We start from the raw sequence: 16980 nt of genomic DNA on the forward strand, positions 1-16980 counted from the left end.
TAAGATGACTTTATATGGTGAATTACAATTAAGAGAAAAAACAGGAAATCCAATCAAAGTGGGTGTAATTGGTGCAGGACAAATGGGCAGGGGAATGATTGCACAAATAGCGTCAATTCCAGGGATGATCGTAACAGGGATCAGTGACTTGTCCCTTGATTATGCACAAAAAGCGAAAGAAGCGTATCTAGCTTCGGCAAAAGTTAAAAATGATGTCCTTATTTCAACAGATGCTAAAGAAATTATTCACTCTGATTGGAATGAAGTAATCGTAGATGCTACTGGTGTACCTGAAGCAGGAGCAAAAATTGCGCTTGAAGCGTTATTAGCAAAAAAACATCTTGTCTTATTAAATGTTGAAATCGATATCACTATTGGACCTTTGATGCATAAACTCTATGATTCAGCAGGGTTGATCTATACAGGATCAGATGGCGATGAACCTGCAGCAACCACCGAATTATTTGAATTTGCTTCGTCTATGGGGATGGAAGTCTTAGTTGCGGGAAAAGGCAAAAATAATCAATTGAATATTTCCGCAAATCCGGCAACTGCTGAAAAAGAAGCTCAGAAAAAACAAATGGCTCCTCACATGCTAGCTGCTTTCCAAGATGGAACAAAAACAATGGCTGAAATGAATCTTTTATCAAATGCGATTGGCTATATCCCTGACAAGGTAGGTATGCATGGTTTGAAAGGGGATCTAGATTCTGTCATTACTTCGTTAGATTTAAAAGAAAATGGTGGTGTCTTATCTCAATTTGGTGTAGTGGAATATGTGGATGGTTTAGCGCCAGGCGTCTTTGTTATCGTTAAGGGGCAAAATAGCGAAGTAGCTGAAGAAATGAATTACTTGATGAAGAAAGGGGAACGGGATCATCATATCTTATATCGCCCGTATCATTTAGCAAGTTTAGAAACACCAATTACGATTGCAAAAGCTGTCTTACAACAAGATCATGCCATTGTTCCATTAGGCGCCCCAATTTCAGAAACCGTTGCGGTAGCGAAAAAAGATATTCAACCTGGGGATCATTTAGATGGAATCGGTGGTTTTTGTGTCCGAGGAGTACTTGAGACCCACGAAGAAATGAAGCGAGAGGGACATATCCCGATCGGACTGATCTCTGGAGAAGTAGTAGCAAAACGTTTTATACGGGCGGGTTCTTTCTTAACTGAAGATGACGTTGAACTAGATGCCAGTACCACTGTTTGGCAGTTACGTCATTTACAAGATACGACGTTATCATAGAAGGAGGAGAAAACCATGCACACAACAAAGATTGTTGAGGTTGGTTCTTTAGTGGAAGAATTTGCGGCAGAGTACTTAATGATTCTTTTCGGACAACAGGTACCACCTGAATTAAAAGACATCTGTGTGGTCCATGACAATCATGAAACGGCTAAAAATGTCATCAAAACAGGGGATATACTGACCATCGGCAACCAAGAATATGAAATCAAAGAAGTTGGCAGTGAAGCCAATCATAACTTTGAAACCCTCGGTCATATCTCCATTTATTTCCGCACAGGAGAAAACGAAGTCTTGCCAGGAGCAATCGTTGTAGAGCCTCAAATCTTTCCAGAGTTTGCGATTGGGGATACCATCCGATTTGGAGAACCACAATAAGGAGTCGCTAGTTGTTGAAGAACGGCTGGGATTGTTCCTGATCGTAGTAAAGAACTAATGTGTTTGATAGTATATCAATAACTGCTAGATCAGAAGAAAAAAACTAACTCTGCCTCGTGAAAATTTGGGTAGAGTTAGTTTTTGTTTGATAACAGTTATCGTTTTTTCTTTTTTACAATATACAGTAAAAAGACAATAATGAGGACGAGAGCGAAAATAATACCTCCAGCTAGCCAAAGGAGCCAATTGTTTTGCGGCTCATCCTTTGTAGTAGATATATTTTGTTCATTATAAGTTGCAGCTGTTTTTTGCGAAATAGTAAAATTTATCTTTTGCTGCCAATTGATTTCCTTGTTTTTGACATTCGCCATTAGCTGATAGGTTCCTGGTTCGAATTCTTTTCCTTCTAAAAAAATCAAATAGTCCGTGCCGCTGTTAGGGGCGAACGAAATGGGTTGAGTCCCAGTTAGTACTGGGGTTTGTTGTTGTTCTTTTTTGATCTCATAGTGTATACGAGCACTAGATAGATAAGCAGCATTAGTATTTTCCAAAGTTGCTTTGATGGCATTTCTCTGGTTGATTTGGGTAGGTGCTGCTTTTTTTAGTTCTAAGTTCGGTTGGATTTTGTTTAGTTGTGTTTTAAGTAAGACAGCAATCTCCCGAGAAAAGACATGTTGGATATTTCCTTGTATATCTTTTTTTGGTTCTTCTTGGAGATAGAGCCCACCCGCAATTACTCCATCAAAATCTTTTTCTGGCATTTTGATGGTTAAAGGAATCTTTTTTTGTTCATGTCCCGCAAGAGTAAACTTTTGCTTATCAACAGAAACAATTTTCTCGATATCGATGGGCAAATTATTAGGACGATCTTGATTTCTACCAGAATATTCAACAACGCCTAGTTGATTGGTCTTTGCACGATTAAAGGACGGAATGATCGTGATCTCAGTTTCTTTTAGATTCGTGACTAAGACATTCAAAGTCGATTCCTGTCCAGGTTTTAGTTGTAGATCAAAATAATTGTCGTTTGTTGATGGTGTTGATTCATTGACTTGTATTTGTGCATCAAAACTTTGTAAGGATTCGCCGTAGATGTTAAGATTTCCCATCAGTAGAAAGAAGAAGGGTAGTATCCAAAACCACTTTTTCACGATCATTCCTCCTTTCTTAGTTGGTTGGACTGAATGAGAAAGTCCAATTTAATATAGTAGTATATTGTTCGGCTACTTTATTTGTATTCGCTGGAACAGATAAGCTGAATTGATTGATCGCTAGTGCAGTATCACCCGAGTTTTGACCTGCGGTTGCATCTAAAATCGTAGCATCTTGATTGAATACTTGGATCGCTAATTCATCGTTTTCATAGGCACTGGTAGGGGCTAATCCTAAGTTATTTGTAAGTGCGCCAAAAGATAAATTGAGCTGTGCACCTGATAGCTCAACATCATCCGCTGTTTTGAACTGGTCAGTTTGAGATAACTTAACTGTCCATGTAGCTGCAGGATTTCCTCGGTTGTCTCGAACAGCTACGGTTCCAGTAGTAGGTGTAGAGCCGGTTTGTTCACCTGTAGCAGTAGCAATCCAGTTTTCAGCAGCTGCAGTTTGCAAGGGATGATCCCCAAAGTCTAAATTAGTTGGTATACCGCCAGCATAGTCAAATTCAAGTGCGCCTTCCACATAGGCCACTTCTCCTTGGGTTTGTGAATCAGCAAAAACGAGAGAACTTGAAAACAAGCTGATCCCCAAGACAAAAAAAGATAACGTTTTCTTTTTCATTTCTTCTTCCTCCTAAATAAATTACGGTGTATCCGATAAGAGCCATTCCACCATTGTTTGGTAGGTTCCCTTTGTTTTCAGACTTTCTTTGGGAACCGCTAATGAGAACTGATTGATTGCCAATTGGACTTGACCAGGATCAGTTACACCATTTAATTTGAGTAATGTTTGTTGCGTGCCTATAGATAGAGGGACCATTTGATTAGCAGTACTTGTGATCCCAGTGATAGGAAAGGTAGTTGTTAAATCTGCTGTTGAGATTTGTAATTGGGACGTTAATTGATTGGTTCCGTTTTGCCAAGGACTAAGTTGTTGGACTTTTATTTGCCAATTTTTTACAACTGTCCGTGTATCAGTAATCGAAATCGATCCGGTAGTTACTTGATTGTTATTGGTGGCTACTAAGTGCTCATCCTGTTGGGTCTGGATCAAGTGCTGACCAAAGTTCAAGTGAGTCGGCAAGCTTGTGGTCTGCCAAGTGAGTGCTCCAGCTGAAAAATAAACAGGTGTTGTACCAGTAGTAGGTCCTAACTGAATCGTCGACTGATCTGTTTGAATAAAACCGCCCTTAAAATTAGCTGTTAGATCTTGGGTCAATTTGGGCGAAGATAAAAGAAATGGTAGCGAAACACTCGTATTACCTAAAATCGAAGCAGCAACCAAATTTTTACTATTATCAGAAGTTGGTGAATTTAAACTCGTAATAAATTGAGACAAAGCTGTGACAAAGGGGGACAATAATGTTCCTAAAACAGTACCAATCAGCGGTAAAGCTTGGACGATCGTTAATAAATTTTGAATCCGATTTTTTAATGTCGTTGTCAGGATGGGTAATAGCCCTTGACTAATCGCTACGCCATACTGAGTGCTTGAGCGTGGGACGATAGCTAGAGTAAGATTCTGGGCACCAAAAGTTTCCGAACGTAATTCTGACAATGCCTGATTAACCGCTGTTTTATTTTGTGTGGAAACTAAAGGTGAGTTGACGATCAACGAAATCACAGAGGTTATGGTCGGCAAAATCAATTGTAAAGGGGACTGACTAAGTGGCACAGTAACAGTAGTTTGAACAGTCGCATTCCCATTAGGTTGGATATACCCGACCATTTCAGTCGGTGCTTCTAAAATGGCATATTTATCGCCAGTTGTGATAACACCAGCGCTGATGCCATTTTTTCCTTCAATGAGAAAAGTGACAGGGACATTTACTCGGTTTAAAAAAGGCGCATTTGGACTGGTTTGACTGTTATTAGTTGCGGTAGTCGTACCAAATAAATTTAACGAAACTGCTTGAACAACATTTGTTTGTGCAAGGACTGACAGAAGTGTCAATAACAGAAAGATTACTTGTTGAATCTGTTTTCTTTTTTTGTGAAGCATCGTGCCCCCTCCCTAATGAGTGAACCATATTAACTCGACAAAAAATTGGCGAACGCTAAAATGATTGCAACTCTGATTAATTAAACTATAGCAATTTTTCGGAAATCTAGCTAATCAAAAACTCATTTTTTTCTAATTTTTATAATAGAAATCCATATTCTACAGTTTTTTCAAATGAGGAATGTTTCTATTTATCTTTAATATGATGCGTTTAAAATGAGGGGGAGCCAAGAAGGATTTTCCAAAATGAAAATTAAAAGAGATGATTTGAGAAAAATGGATAGTTGGATCTAGCACTTACATCCATTTTTCTGTTTCGTGCGTAAAGGTCGAAACAAAAAAATACGCCCTAAAAATTGTCGTTTTCACGTACAACTTTTGGAGCGTACCTCATTATAGAGTCTTTGAAAAAGAGACTTTGAAAAAATAATCCGATGCATCACAACCTTCGTCCAATATTAGTTAACCGAAAGCGAAGAAAGCCAACTTTTTGCGGCAATTAATTCAGCCTTTGTTAATTGATGACCAGTAAACGTTTCTTGCAATGTGAGGTGAGCTTTTTGCATTTCAAAATCTTTGATCAGATTCGTAATCGCTATAGAGGAGACGATTGGATCGGTCTTGCTGTAAGAAAGCCAGATCTGAGTATCAGTCATTATTTTTGCTGGATAATTGACGTTTAAAGACATTGGATGAAAAAGGATTCCTTTTCGCAGCTCAGTATTTCTCGATAATAGCAAGTGAGCAGCGATATTCGCTCCATTGGAATAGCCTACGATCACCCAGTCATGTAACGAGATGTTTTCTTTTTGGCTAACTGCTGAGATTTCATGGTATAGAAGCGCTGTTTCTTCTGCTAAGCTCTGGTAATCGAATTGATTCAACCCATTCCGGCGAAAGAAGCGATTCATTCCGTCTTCTTTGATTGAACCACGAAAAGAAAGAATCGTAGCATCCGGTTCAAGGAACTGGGCGGTTTCAAGTAAAGAATATTCATCGCCACCTGTACCATGAAGAAGGAGTAAATTTCTACTTGTTTGTTTTCCCGCTTGAAAAAAATATTCCATGATTTGACCTCTTTTTCTTGAAAGTTATGTTTCTTGAAAACGACTGTCTGGATAGAAAGAAGATCATTCTCGTTGTTGGTTGGCATCCTGAGTATCGAAGGGACGAATGTACGCTTCGATTTCTTCTCTTTTACTTTCGAGTTGTGGTGGGAGTGATAGTTTTTCGCCAACTGTATCTGCTGATTCATCTCCAAAAAAACCAGGTCCATCTGTTGCTAATTCAAAGAGAACGTGGGTGGCAGCTAAGAAGTATTCTGATTGGAAGTAGAAGCGATCCACAAACCCTGAACTTGGTACGTTTATCTGATTGATCACATGGATCCAGTGACGTAAGGCTTCTTCATCAGCGACACGCAAGGCAAGGTGATGGATATTGCCGAATCCTTCGATTGCTTTTGGTAAATCTGCTCGCTGTTCAACAATGATGCTTGCTCCATTACCGCCTTGACCGACTTCAAAGAGCGAAAAAGCTCCTGTTTGATCAGTAAGTTTAAACTCTAAAGTCTGTTCTAATAGTAACTGTAATGGTTCCATTTGACTCACTCGGACAAAAACTGGACCCAAGCCTGTAATTGCATATTCTGATGGAATATTGCTGTTCTTCCAAGGAGTACCACCAGCAACACCTGTATTGTTTTCATCAGAAATCAATTGATAGAATTGATGGTCAAAGTCTTCAAACTCCAGATATTTTTTAGAAAAACGTTCCTTGATCGCAGAGTGAAGAACATTCTTTTCTTCAAAGCGTTTGAACCAATAAGTCAATGCTTCATCAGTTGGTACTCGAAAGGACACTCTAGAAATCGTATCCGTTCCTTTACTTCCTTGAGGTTGATTAGGAAAAGCGAAAAAAGTCATGTCAGTTCCAGGGGAGCCGTATTCATCTGTAAAATAAAGGTGATACGTTTCGATATCATCTTGGTTGATCGTTTTTTTTACTAAGCGCATTCCTAAAATATCCGTAAAAAAACGATAAATTTTAGTGGGACTTGAAGTCATAGCGGTAACATGGTGGATGCCTTTGATTTGAGTATCCATGGGAGTTCCTCCTTTGAACTTACAAAAAGTAAGTATTGTGTTAGTTACAGTATAGTGAGTGGAAACGTTTCTGGCAATTATTCTGTTTGACTCTGCTCTTTTGTAAACACCAAAAAATCCGTTTCACAATAGTTTCCTATTTTTGAAACGGATTTTTTTAGTTTGAACGGACATCAAGTAAGGAATAGTTGCGGACATCAAACCGATTTCTACTAGATGAATATTCGATGGGCTGACCATCTTTTAGATAAACGACTTGTTGCACATCCAAAACAGGATCTATTTCCGAACAATTCAAGTATTCCTGATCAAAGTGCGTACTTTTATCTGCTGAAATTGCTCGATAGGCGCCTGCAAAATGAAGATTTAGATCTTGGTGCAAGTAATCATAGATAGAAGAAAGCAGATGTTCTTTTTTTAGACCTGGAACTAAATGTACAGGCATAAATGTATGTTCCAAAATATAAGGTTCGTTGTCTAAAATTCGTAGACGGTGAATATTATAAACCGGTTGTTCGGCACCAATCATTAGTTTTTCTTGAATAAATGGGTTCGGAAACTCGACATCAAATTGAATGATTTGACTCGTCAGTGAACGATGACGACGCTTCATTTGATGACTGAGTCCCTCATACTCATTGGCAGGGGAGGTATCTTTCTCGATAAAAGGATGATCTAAAATTTTGGTTCCAGCCCCTCTTTGCGAATAAACTAATCCTTCCATAGCCAGAATATTGATGGCTTTTTTGATGGTCATTCGACTTGCGCCAAATTCTTCGACTAAAGTGATCTGATTAGGTAAAAAACTGTTTGGTGGATATTCTTTTGAACGGATTCTTTCCCTTAAAACATTTGCGATTTCTTCATATTTTGGCACGTTATTCACCTCGTATTGAGTATAACGAAAGTTATTTCGTTCGACAAGAAAGAAATAACGAAGTTTAGTTGTTGAATCACTCATTTCAATGAAACAAGCATGAACAAATCAATTCACATCATTCCATGTTTTGACTGTTCATGCTAGATTATAAAATTTACTTAATCTCTATTAGAAAGAAGATGATTTGCTTCACAGGTGAGTAGATAAGGCTTTACACAACGTCCAAATCAGGTTGTTTATCTAATACTTTTAAGAATGGGTACCAAATAAAAGCGACGATCACAAAATCGACTACTTGTAAGAGACCGCCTAGCCATGAATTGGTAGCTAAAACACCACTAGCAATGATCGGCACAGTCCACGGAACTGAAACACCAGTAGGCGGAGGAACGATGCCAGCTGCCATCATCAAGTAGTTGAACGTCGTCACGACCAAAGGAGCAACGACCCAAGGAATCAAAATGGTTGCGTTCAATACGATTGGTAGACCAAAAATTGCAGGTTCATTGACATTGAAGATTCCAGGTGCTAGCGCTAAACGACCAACATCACGGTATTGTTTTTTCTTCAAGACAAAAGCCATCAATAATACTACTGCTAACGTCATTCCAGAGCCACCGATACCAACGGTAAAGGTTTCCATAAATGGTTTTGTGATGATATGTGGTAGTTCTTTCCCATGCTGATAAGCTTCTAAATTATCAAGCATCAATGTATTCCAGATAGGGTCCATAACAGAATTAACAATAATTTGACCGTGAAGACCAAAGAACCACAAAAATTGAACAAAGAATAAGGCAATCAACGTGGCAGGTAAACTACTACCTAAACCAGTTAGAGGTTTTTGGATAACTTCATAGACTAAGTCATGAAGGTTCGCATTGAATACGCCAGTCATGACAGCGTTGATGATCAAGAAAACAGTCAATGTGACTACAGCTGGAATCAAAGCGGCAAAAGATTTCGTTACTGCAGGTGGTACGCCATCAGGCATTTTAATTTGCCAACCACGTTTGGTGATTCGACAGTAGATTTCCGCAGCTAAAAAGGCAGCAATCATTCCAATGAACATTCCTTTAGCACCTAGACGATCAAGTGATAGGACACCCGAAACTTCTTCACCACCAGCTGTTGTCATCACAAAAGGTGTGAGAATCAAAAAGCTTGCGAATGAAACAGCGCCACCAAAAATACCTTCTACATCATATGATTTTGATAAATAATAGCCGATACCAAATGTAACAAAAACGGACATGATACTCATCGTCGCATTTTGACCATTACCAAAAAGGGTGCTTAACGTGCCTTTGGTACCATCACTGAAGAACGGTAGATTATTCACAACGACCACAATTGATCCAAACATTGTTAGCGGAAATGACAACATAAATGCATCCCGTAACACAGTTAAGTAACGGTTTTGCCCTAAAAGATTGGCTAAGGGCATAATTTTTTGAGAAAGTTTATCCATAAAACCATTCATTTTTTTCACCTCAAATTTATTTTGCAATCGATTACAAACGTAGTATAACGTCTGTCTGTTTAAATGTCTAGTCATTTTTATAAAAAGTATTGATTTATTTTCGGTGATTGTTTATGATTACGGTAATTACTAAAAGAATTGAGGGATTATGAAATGAAACACTACGATTTTCCAAAGAATTTTTGGTGGGGAACTGCCGCAAGTGGACCACAAACAGAAGGCAGAATCAAAGGAGATGGGAAAGGAGAAAACATTTGGGACTATTGGTATGATCTAGAGCCAGAAAAATTTTTCAATCAAGTTGGTCCTGAGAAAACCTCTCAAGTTTACACGAAATATCGAGAAGACGTTCAATTGATGAAAGAGACAGGTCATAATACTTTCCGAACATCCATTCAATGGAGTCGTCTATTCCCTAAAGGAAAAGGAGAAGTGAATCAACAGGCTGTATCATTTTACCGCTCATATTTTACAGAATTACTGGAGCAGGGAATTGAACCATTTGTCAATTTATATCATTTTGATATGCCTTTAGAATTACAACAAACGGGTGGCTGGTTGTCTCGTGATACGGTTGACGCCTATGTGGCCTATGCAAAAACCTGTTTTGAGTTATTTGGGGATTTAGTAAAGAAATGGTTTACCCATAATGAACCGATTGTTCCAGTAGAAGGCGGTTATCTCTATCAGTTCCATTATCCTAACCATATCAATCTAAAAGAGGCTATTCAAGTTGGTTTCCACGAAAATTTGGCAAGTGCCAAAGCAATTGAAGCCTATCATAAGATGGGACAAAAAGGAGAAATTGGAATCATTTTGAATTTAACTCCTAGCTACCCGCGAGACGAAACAAACCCTGAGGATGTCAAGGCTGCTAGAGTCGCTGATGCTTTTTTCAATCGTTCTTTTCTTGATCCTGCAGTAAAAGGAGAGTTTCCATCAGAGTTGGTTGCTATTGTGAAAGAATTAGCGATAATGCCAGAGATGGGGCCCGATGACTTAACGATTATCAAAGAAAATACGATTGATCTATTAGGAATCAATTATTATCAACCTCGGAGAATCAAGGCAAAAGAAACACCGCTTGATCATCAGAATGGACCAATGCCAGAAGATTATTTTGATTATTATGATATGCCTAATAAAAAAATGAATATCTATCGTGGTTGGGAAATTTATGAAAAAGGGATCTATGATATCTTGACGAATACGAGAGAGAACTATGGCAATATCAAATGTTATATCTCTGAAAATGGTATGGGTGTAGAAGGGGAAGAACGTTTCGTTAACTCGGAAGGCGTGATTGAAGATGATTATCGGATCACTTTTGTCACAGACCATCTGAAATATGTGCATCAGGCAATCCAAGAAGGAACGAATTGTGTGGGTTACCACATGTGGACTTGCATGGATAACTGGTCTTGGACGAACGCTTATAAAAATCGTTATGGACTGATTGCTGTCGATCTAAACCAAGACGGTAAACGGACGATTAAAAAGTCGGGCCATTGGTTTAAAACCGTAGCCATGAAAAATGGGTTTGAAGCCTAAAAAGTTTTGTAAATAGTTTTTAGAATAAAAACGAATGAAACTGGGACAAAAAGTTGTGAAGTACAAAGGTCATAATCGCAATAAACGATTTTATTATTTTTACCAATCTTCAGAAATTTCGGCTTATCTGCTCATTTCTTGAAAATAAAAACTTTTTGTCTCAATTTCATTGGTTTATTACATAAAAAATGGTAGGAAACAATACTAAAAAGCAGTGTGAACCGACACAGTTATCCAAACTAGTAAGAACATGGATACGAGTGATTAAAATTTGTTGCAATTTACAAAAACTGTCGATAAAGAAAAGGAGATCGAATGGAAAAAAACGAAGGTTTATTTAATGTATATTTTAAAGCAGATCGAGTGGACTATGGAAAAAATGGTTATGAATCTATCAATTTAAAGAATAACCCGAATTTGATGTCAGATAGTATTTATTTATATAATCTTTTATTCATGAATAAGCCGGCATTTGTTCCAAGGAATTGGGAACAACACCAAGTTAAGAAACCAAACGACAGTAGAAAAACAAATCTATGATTTGTATCAAGAAAGTCCAGCTTGGTGCTGTGAAAATTTACGAGCGATCCTCGTCGATTATGCTGGGTTCAAGAATATAAATTTAAACCCAATATATAGACCTGAATTATACTCTTTTCAAGCGGATGGGGATTCTGATAAATGGAGATTACTGGGTAAAGCACAAAAAATAACGGATTTTTATACAGGTATCGCTTCAGATTTAAAAAAAATATTACCTAAAGAACTTCAACAAAAAGAATCAGTGGATAAGGAAAGCCAGACTGAAATATTAACAGAATCAACAGTGAGCGAGCATAAGAAGTTAAATAATAATATGATGGATTTAACAGAGACAGACGGAAAGAAAAGGTTATTTCCTACCACGGATCATTTTGAACCGAAAAGTAATTTAGGACAAATGAAGCCGCTAGAAAAAAAACTGCGTATGACTCAGATAAAAGAAAAAGCAAGCCAAGAAGGTCACAGCTCTAATGAAAGAAAACCGCATGAACAAGTTCAAAGACAAGCGAATCGCTAAGTTTGGTCAGTGCTAGTAAATTAGTTGTTCCCTTAAAATAATCGTGCTACACTGATTGTAAAGGAGGCGGTTTCAATGGCAGACACCTATAAAAATATATTAGTAGCAATTGATGGATCAGAAAAAGCAGAAAAAGCCTTTTCTGAAGCAGTTACAATTGCAAAAAGAAATCAGGCAAAGCTACACATTTTGTACGTAAACGAAGTAACGGGTAACTATTTCGGTGATTTTGCATTTGTTACAACGAACTTACAAGAGGAATTAGATGAAGTTGCAGAAAACCAAATGAAAGAGCATCGCAACTTAGCAATTGAAAAGGGACTAACTGATATCGAGACGTATATTTTGTATGGATATCCGAAAACATTGATTGCAAATTTCAATGAATCAAAGGAAAAAATTGATTTGATTGTTATGGGGGCTACAGGATTGAATGCCGTGGAACGTGTCTTAGTTGGGTCAACTACTTCTTATGTAGTCACACATGCACCGTGCAATGTGTTGGTAGTAAAATAACGTCACTCGCTAGTTAGTGAGAGGATGCTAGAACTGAGCAGTACACTGAAGAAGCAAATAAAAAAGTAAGCCGAAGAAGCTGAGCATCATCTCTTTTATGTCAGTATTCTTCGGTTTTTTGTCATGCTTTTTTCTTTTTGCTTTCCCTTTTTTACTAATCAGCAAATGATTAGTGGATGGAAATGCCTATTTATATACGATTTGATTCCTTAAAGTAAGAAGTGGTATAGTTGTGTAGAATAGGGAATGAGTTGGAAAAATAAAAAAGGGAATGAAGCGTATGAACGACCAATATGTACAAGTCATGACGATCGCGGGATCAGACAGTGATGGAAGTGCAGGAATGCAAGCAGATATGCATACTTTCTTTACCCGTGGCGTCTATGGTGTATCAGTTATGACGGCTTGTGTGGCAGGAAATTCTTATGGGATCGGAGCAAGTGTGACCTTACCAAGTGCGTTCATTGATAAAGAATTTTCTTTGATCGCTGAAGACTACCAAATAAGAGCGGCTAAAACAGGTATGTTAGCTGATGCAGAATTGATTGAAACAGTAGTTAAAAATTATCAACAGTATAACTTCGGTCCTTTAGTGGTCGACCCGGTAATCGTGACGAAGCATGGAAATCTATTATTAGAAGAGGCTGCTTTAAGTAGTCTGAAAGAAAAACTAGTACCGTTAGCGACTGTCTTGACGCCGAATTTCTATGAAGCAGAGAAATTAACTGGAAGAACCTTAACGACAGATGAAGATTATGTTCAGGCCGCTGTTGACTTACAGGCAATGGGTGCCAAAAATGTGATGATCAAAGGATTTCATACGAAAGAAAGTAATCAAGAAGAAGTAAGAGATTATGTGTTGCTGGAATCTGGACGATCATTTTGGTTAAGTGCAGTCTTTTATCCGACAGATCGAATCAACGGTACAGGAGACACATTGTCGGCTTGCATTGCTGCAGAATTAGCGAAAGGAAAAACAGTAGAAGAAGCAATCCGAACGGCAAAAGACTATGTCAATATTGCAATTGGTGAAGAAATCATTGTCGGTCACAAGTATGGTCCCATCAATCACTGGGCAGCAGAAAAGCAACTCTCAGCAAAAAACTGTTCTTCAAAGAAGAATCAATAGCTATCTAAAAGAATCGTTTTTTTTTGCTTTTATAATTTTTCAAAAAAGTATAAGTGAATCATATAAATAGCTGGTTAAAGTAACCGAGAAAGACAGAGGAGGATCATTCATTGATGATCACTCCACTGTCTTTCGTTTGTTTTATTCAAAAAAATAAGTTCATAGAGTATGAAAGTAAACGATCCATGTTCTCTTTTACTCGCTTGTTCTCAATGCGTATGCATCTAATAATATACGCGCTAATATCGACAATGGGAGTCTGGATCTTACCTCGTAATCAGGAAAAAATGAACCCTCTGATTTAAACCTAACGAAAGCGATTTCAATAATTTGCATCATACTAGAGTATTGATTCGCGGTTAAGAGTACCGTCCCAATCTCTGCGTTATAACAATTTTGAGCAGCAACTACTAATTCGCTTGTTTCGCCATTTAAAGAAACAAAAATAGCAATGTCTTCTTTATGTAACGTTTTACTGATATTTTTGATGATTTCAGGATCAGTGTGAAGCTCACAGTATTTGCCTGCAAGTTGAAATTTAACCATCATTTCTTGGGCGATTAATTCTGAAAAGCCACGAGCAAAAATAATGATCCGACGTGCAACTTTGATTTTTTGGATGGCATCCTCAATGTTGCCGATTTCAATCATATTGATCGTACGAGTTACTTCTTCTTCATTTTTTAAAATAGCTTTCCGAATCCCTCGATCCACTTTTTCTAAAGTAGAAAAGTTGATCGTTTGATTTCCCTTTTCTTTTAAATGGTGTTTGAAAGAAGTAAAACCTTCATAACCTTTCTTTTTCATAGTTCGAACGATGGTTGCTGTTGACACATTAGCTAATTCACTCAGTTTGATGATCGAATAATCAGGAATATCTAAAATATGTGCCTCAATAAAACGCCACAAAAATTGTTCAGACTCACTTAGCTTGTTTTCCATGTATGATCCCCCGCTTGATGTATAGAATAGAAAGAAATTGCGGCACTTCTTCTGTAAAAAAGAATAAAAATATTTGTTTTTTTGTTGTTTGTAAAACTTTTCATTGAATATGAGTGATTATGAAAACATTTACAATAGGCTCTGCTTCATAATAAAGGAAAGAAGGGAGGGAGTCAATTGGCCGTTTATACATGTACGCTAAATCTAGCAATTGATTTATTTATTGAAACGGATCAATTAAATCCTTTTGTTGTAAATCGTACAAATCAAGATGATATTCAAGCGAATGGTAAAGGTGTCAATGTGTCGATGATTTTAAAAATGTTAGGTATCGAAAGTACAGCAATGGGGATTAAAGCAGGTTTTACTGGACAATATATCGAAGATTTTTTAAAAGAAAGAAGCATTAAAACGGACTTTTTAGAAGTTCCTGGGATGACTAGGATCAATGTATTTACTCAGGTAAAAAAAGAAAAAGCAGAATACAAACTGGTAAATAAAGGCCCAGAATTAACTAAAAACCAAGTGATGCAATTTTTAAAGAAAATTGAGAATCTTAAAATGGGCGATTATCTTTGTGTTTCAGGAAGCTTGCCTCAAGGTGTTTCTCCAGCAGTTTTAGTCGAAATCAGTCGCATTTGTCAAAAGAATAAAGTCTTTTTGATCATTGACAGCAGCTACTACGAAATATTGGATTGTTTACCATACCAACCGTTTTTGTTAAAGCCAAACGAAGAAGAATTGCGAATATGGTTCCAGACAGAGAGGAATACCAAAGAAGCGTATATTTTTTATGGAAAAGAGTTGTTAAAACAAGGAGCTCAAAATGTGTTAATTTCACTCGGCAGTGAAGGCGCTTTATTTCTGAATAAAGAACAAGTATTATTCGGTAATTCGCCAAAAGGAATAGTAGTGAATACCGCATGTGCGGGTGACAGTTTACTGGGGGCATTTTTAGCTGGGTGGTTGAAACAAAAAACAATTCAAGAGTCATTGAAAGAAGGGCTCGCAGCTGGGAGTTCTACGGCTTTTCGTAAAGGGTTAACCGATTTTTCGGATGTTGAGGAATTAATGACACAAATCAATGTGATTCAAGAAGAGGGGGAGAAAGTATGACGAAGTATCAACTGATTGCAGCCACTGGTTGCCCAACAGGAATTGCCCATACGTATATGGCACAAGAAGCATTAGAACAAGCAGCCAAACGAAAAGGTATTACGATCAAGGTTGAAACGCACGGACAAATAGGAGTAGAGAATGAACTGTCACATGAAGAGATTCAAGAAGCTGATGCGGTAATTGTTGCAGCAGATAAAGATGTTCAGCCAGAACGATTTGCGGGGAAACGAATCATTGATGTTTCTGTTAGTGTGGGGATTAAAGAAGCAGATCGTTTGATTGAAGAGGCGCTAGCTGGTAAAGGCTCAATTGTAACAAAAGATCAAGTAGCCGATACGATTGAAGATGTGGACCAGCGTTCCGCTAATTCACTGGGACACAGTGTCTATAAGAATTTAATGAATGGTGTTTCACATATGCTGCCATTTGTTGTAGCCGGTGGTGTTTTAATTGCTATCTCTTTTGCTGTGTGGGGCATTTATTCCTTTGATCCGACAAATGCCCAATACAATGCAACTGCTGCAATGCTGAAAAGTGTCGGAGATGCAGCGATGGGGATGATGGTTCCTATCTTATCAGCTTATATTGCAGAAGGAATTGCCAAACGACCAGGTTTAGTAGGTGGCTTGGTAGCAAATGCAGGAGGAACAGGCTTTTTAGGGGGGATTTTATCAGGCTTTTTATCAGGTTACTTTATTCTACTTTTGCAAAAACTATTAAAAAACTTGCCAAAGTCATTAGATGGATTGAAAGCAATTTTTCTTTATCCCGTGATTGGTGTAGCGACGATTGGGACAATTATGGCCCTTTTAGCAGAACCAATGAAAATGATCAATGAAGGAATGATGAATTGGTTAGCTAGTTTTCAACATTCTAGTCCACTTGTTTTAGGAATCATTGTGGGATGTATGTGTGCATTTGATATGGGCGGACCAATCAACAAAGCGGCGTATGTCACTGGGACCGCTTTGCTAGCGCAAGGAAATACAACCTTTATGGCAGGAGTTTCTGCTGCTTGTATTGCCCCACCGTTAATTACCGGTTTTGCGACATTGTTTTTTGGTAAATATTTTGCGACAAATGATCGAAACGCTGGTTTAGTGAACTTTATTCTAGGTTCGACACATATTACCGAAGGCGCTATTCCTTTTGCTGCCAAAGACCCATTGAAGGTTTTGCCAATCATGATGTTTGGATCCTCGATTGCTGCAGTTTTAACCTATATTTTCGGGGTACAAGTCCCTGCTCCTCATGGTGGATTTTTAGTATTACCTGTTGTTACACATGGGGTGAAATGGCTGATCGCTATTTTAATTGGCTCTTTAATTGGCGGCTTTTTATTAGGATTTTTGCAAAAAAGAACTGTAACTATGAAAAATAAAATCATGGTTAAATCAATAGACTAGGAG

Annotated in this window: 16 protein-coding genes; 8 read left to right on the forward strand and 8 right to left on the reverse strand. The window is 37.9% G+C overall.

Annotation, left to right across the window (positions count from 1 at the left end):
• Positions 1-4 precede the first annotated feature (4 nt).
• Positions 5-1252 (forward strand): NAD(P)H-dependent oxidoreductase, encoded by a 1248-nt coding sequence (locus tag IGK91_RS04375; protein ID WP_034867482.1) that lies wholly within the window; start codon positions 5-7, stop codon positions 1250-1252.
• Between the two features lie 15 nt (positions 1253-1267).
• Positions 1268-1630: a PTS glucitol/sorbitol transporter subunit IIA gene (locus IGK91_RS04380; protein WP_010737306.1), complete on the forward strand. Its 363-nt coding sequence runs from the start codon at positions 1268-1270 to the stop codon at positions 1628-1630.
• A 155-nt stretch (positions 1631-1785) separates the two neighbouring features.
• Here IGK91_RS04380 and IGK91_RS04385 read toward each other — a convergent pair whose 3' ends face one another.
• From IGK91_RS04385 to celB, 7 genes are all read right to left on the reverse strand, one after another.
• Positions 1786-2781 (reverse strand): DUF916 and DUF3324 domain-containing protein, encoded by a 996-nt coding sequence (locus IGK91_RS04385; RefSeq protein ID WP_181934228.1) that lies wholly within the window; start codon positions 2779-2781, stop codon positions 1786-1788.
• A 16-nt stretch (positions 2782-2797) separates the two neighbouring features.
• A complete protein-coding gene (locus IGK91_RS04390; protein ID WP_010737308.1) occupies positions 2798-3406 on the reverse strand; it encodes a WxL domain-containing protein in 609 nt (202 codons plus the stop codon).
• A 21-nt stretch (positions 3407-3427) separates the two neighbouring features.
• Entirely contained in the window at positions 3428-4786 is a 1359-nt protein-coding gene (locus IGK91_RS04395; protein ID WP_081115063.1) for an adhesive domain-containing protein, read from the reverse strand.
• Between the two features lie 458 nt (positions 4787-5244).
• Positions 5245-5853 (reverse strand): alpha/beta hydrolase, encoded by a 609-nt coding sequence (locus tag IGK91_RS04400; RefSeq protein WP_010737310.1) that lies wholly within the window; start codon positions 5851-5853, stop codon positions 5245-5247.
• Between the two features lie 63 nt (positions 5854-5916).
• On the reverse strand, positions 5917-6891 hold the full coding sequence (locus IGK91_RS04405; RefSeq protein ID WP_113803531.1) for a VOC family protein: 975 nt from the start codon (positions 6889-6891) through the stop codon (positions 5917-5919).
• Between the two features lie 157 nt (positions 6892-7048).
• Positions 7049-7768 (reverse strand): GntR family transcriptional regulator, encoded by a 720-nt coding sequence (locus tag IGK91_RS04410; protein WP_010719615.1) that lies wholly within the window; start codon positions 7766-7768, stop codon positions 7049-7051.
• Between the two features lie 214 nt (positions 7769-7982).
• Positions 7983-9254, reverse strand: a complete 1272-nt coding sequence (gene celB / locus IGK91_RS04415) for a PTS cellobiose transporter subunit IIC (RefSeq protein ID WP_010719614.1) — start codon at positions 9252-9254, stop codon at positions 7983-7985.
• Between the two features lie 153 nt (positions 9255-9407).
• Between celB and IGK91_RS04420 the strand changes: the two genes are divergently transcribed.
• The 4 genes from IGK91_RS04420 to thiD all read left to right on the forward strand — a co-directional run bounded on the left by IGK91_RS04420 (position 9408) and on the right by thiD (position 13510).
• Positions 9408-10805, forward strand: coding sequence for a glycoside hydrolase family 1 protein (locus tag IGK91_RS04420; RefSeq protein WP_010737313.1), 1398 nt, complete (start codon positions 9408-9410; stop codon positions 10803-10805).
• Positions 10806-11277: 472 nt separating this feature from the next.
• Positions 11278-11865, forward strand: coding sequence for a hypothetical protein (locus IGK91_RS04425; RefSeq protein WP_223603422.1), 588 nt, complete (start codon positions 11278-11280; stop codon positions 11863-11865).
• 75 nt (positions 11866-11940) lie between these two features.
• Positions 11941-12381 carry a universal stress protein gene (locus IGK91_RS04430; RefSeq protein WP_010719609.1) on the forward strand — a complete coding sequence of 147 codons (441 nt, stop codon included), beginning with the start codon at positions 11941-11943 and terminating at the stop codon, positions 12379-12381.
• A 280-nt stretch (positions 12382-12661) separates the two neighbouring features.
• Positions 12662-13510, forward strand: a complete 849-nt coding sequence (gene thiD / locus IGK91_RS04435; protein WP_010737316.1) for a bifunctional hydroxymethylpyrimidine kinase/phosphomethylpyrimidine kinase — start codon at positions 12662-12664, stop codon at positions 13508-13510.
• A gap of 195 nt (positions 13511-13705) precedes the next feature.
• Here thiD and IGK91_RS04440 read toward each other — a convergent pair whose 3' ends face one another.
• On the reverse strand, positions 13706-14452 hold the full coding sequence (locus IGK91_RS04440) for a MurR/RpiR family transcriptional regulator (protein WP_081122900.1): 747 nt from the start codon (positions 14450-14452) through the stop codon (positions 13706-13708).
• Between the two features lie 177 nt (positions 14453-14629).
• Between IGK91_RS04440 and pfkB the strand changes: the two genes are divergently transcribed.
• Together pfkB and IGK91_RS04450 are read left to right on the forward strand one after the other, a co-directional pair.
• A complete protein-coding gene (pfkB, locus tag IGK91_RS04445) occupies positions 14630-15568 on the forward strand; it encodes a 1-phosphofructokinase (protein ID WP_010737318.1) in 939 nt (312 codons plus the stop codon).
• On the forward strand, positions 15565-16977 hold the full coding sequence (locus IGK91_RS04450) for a PTS fructose transporter subunit IIC (RefSeq protein WP_181934230.1): 1413 nt from the start codon (positions 15565-15567) through the stop codon (positions 16975-16977). Before pfkB ends, IGK91_RS04450 begins: the two co-directional genes overlap by 4 nt.
• Positions 16978-16980 lie beyond the last annotated feature (3 nt).

Origin of the sequence: Enterococcus sp. DIV1208 (assembly GCF_050530455.1) — a bacterium.
Lineage (GTDB): Bacteria > Bacillota > Bacilli > Lactobacillales > Enterococcaceae > Enterococcus_B > Enterococcus_B hirae.

Coding starts and splice junctions, on each gene's coding strand:
- IGK91_RS04375 (WP_034867482.1), top strand. CDS start 5: ATGACTTTATATGGTGAATTACAATTAAGAGAAAAAACAGGAAATCCA.
- celB (WP_010719614.1), bottom strand. CDS start 9,254: ATGAATGGTTTTATGGATAAACTTTCTCAAAAAATTATGCCCTTAGCC.
- IGK91_RS04430 (WP_010719609.1), top strand. CDS start 11,941: ATGGCAGACACCTATAAAAATATATTAGTAGCAATTGATGGATCAGAA.
- IGK91_RS04390 (WP_010737308.1), bottom strand. CDS start 3,406: ATGAAAAAGAAAACGTTATCTTTTTTTGTCTTGGGGATCAGCTTGTTT.
- IGK91_RS04420 (WP_010737313.1), top strand. CDS start 9,408: ATGAAACACTACGATTTTCCAAAGAATTTTTGGTGGGGAACTGCCGCA.
- IGK91_RS04450 (WP_181934230.1), top strand. CDS start 15,565: ATGACGAAGTATCAACTGATTGCAGCCACTGGTTGCCCAACAGGAATT.
- IGK91_RS04405 (WP_113803531.1), bottom strand. CDS start 6,891: ATGGATACTCAAATCAAAGGCATCCACCATGTTACCGCTATGACTTCA.
- thiD (WP_010737316.1), top strand. CDS start 12,662: ATGAACGACCAATATGTACAAGTCATGACGATCGCGGGATCAGACAGT.
- IGK91_RS04400 (WP_010737310.1), bottom strand. CDS start 5,853: ATGGAATATTTTTTTCAAGCGGGAAAACAAACAAGTAGAAATTTACTC.
- IGK91_RS04395 (WP_081115063.1), bottom strand. CDS start 4,786: ATGCTTCACAAAAAAAGAAAACAGATTCAACAAGTAATCTTTCTGTTA.
- IGK91_RS04440 (WP_081122900.1), bottom strand. CDS start 14,452: ATGGAAAACAAGCTAAGTGAGTCTGAACAATTTTTGTGGCGTTTTATT.
- IGK91_RS04380 (WP_010737306.1), top strand. CDS start 1,268: ATGCACACAACAAAGATTGTTGAGGTTGGTTCTTTAGTGGAAGAATTT.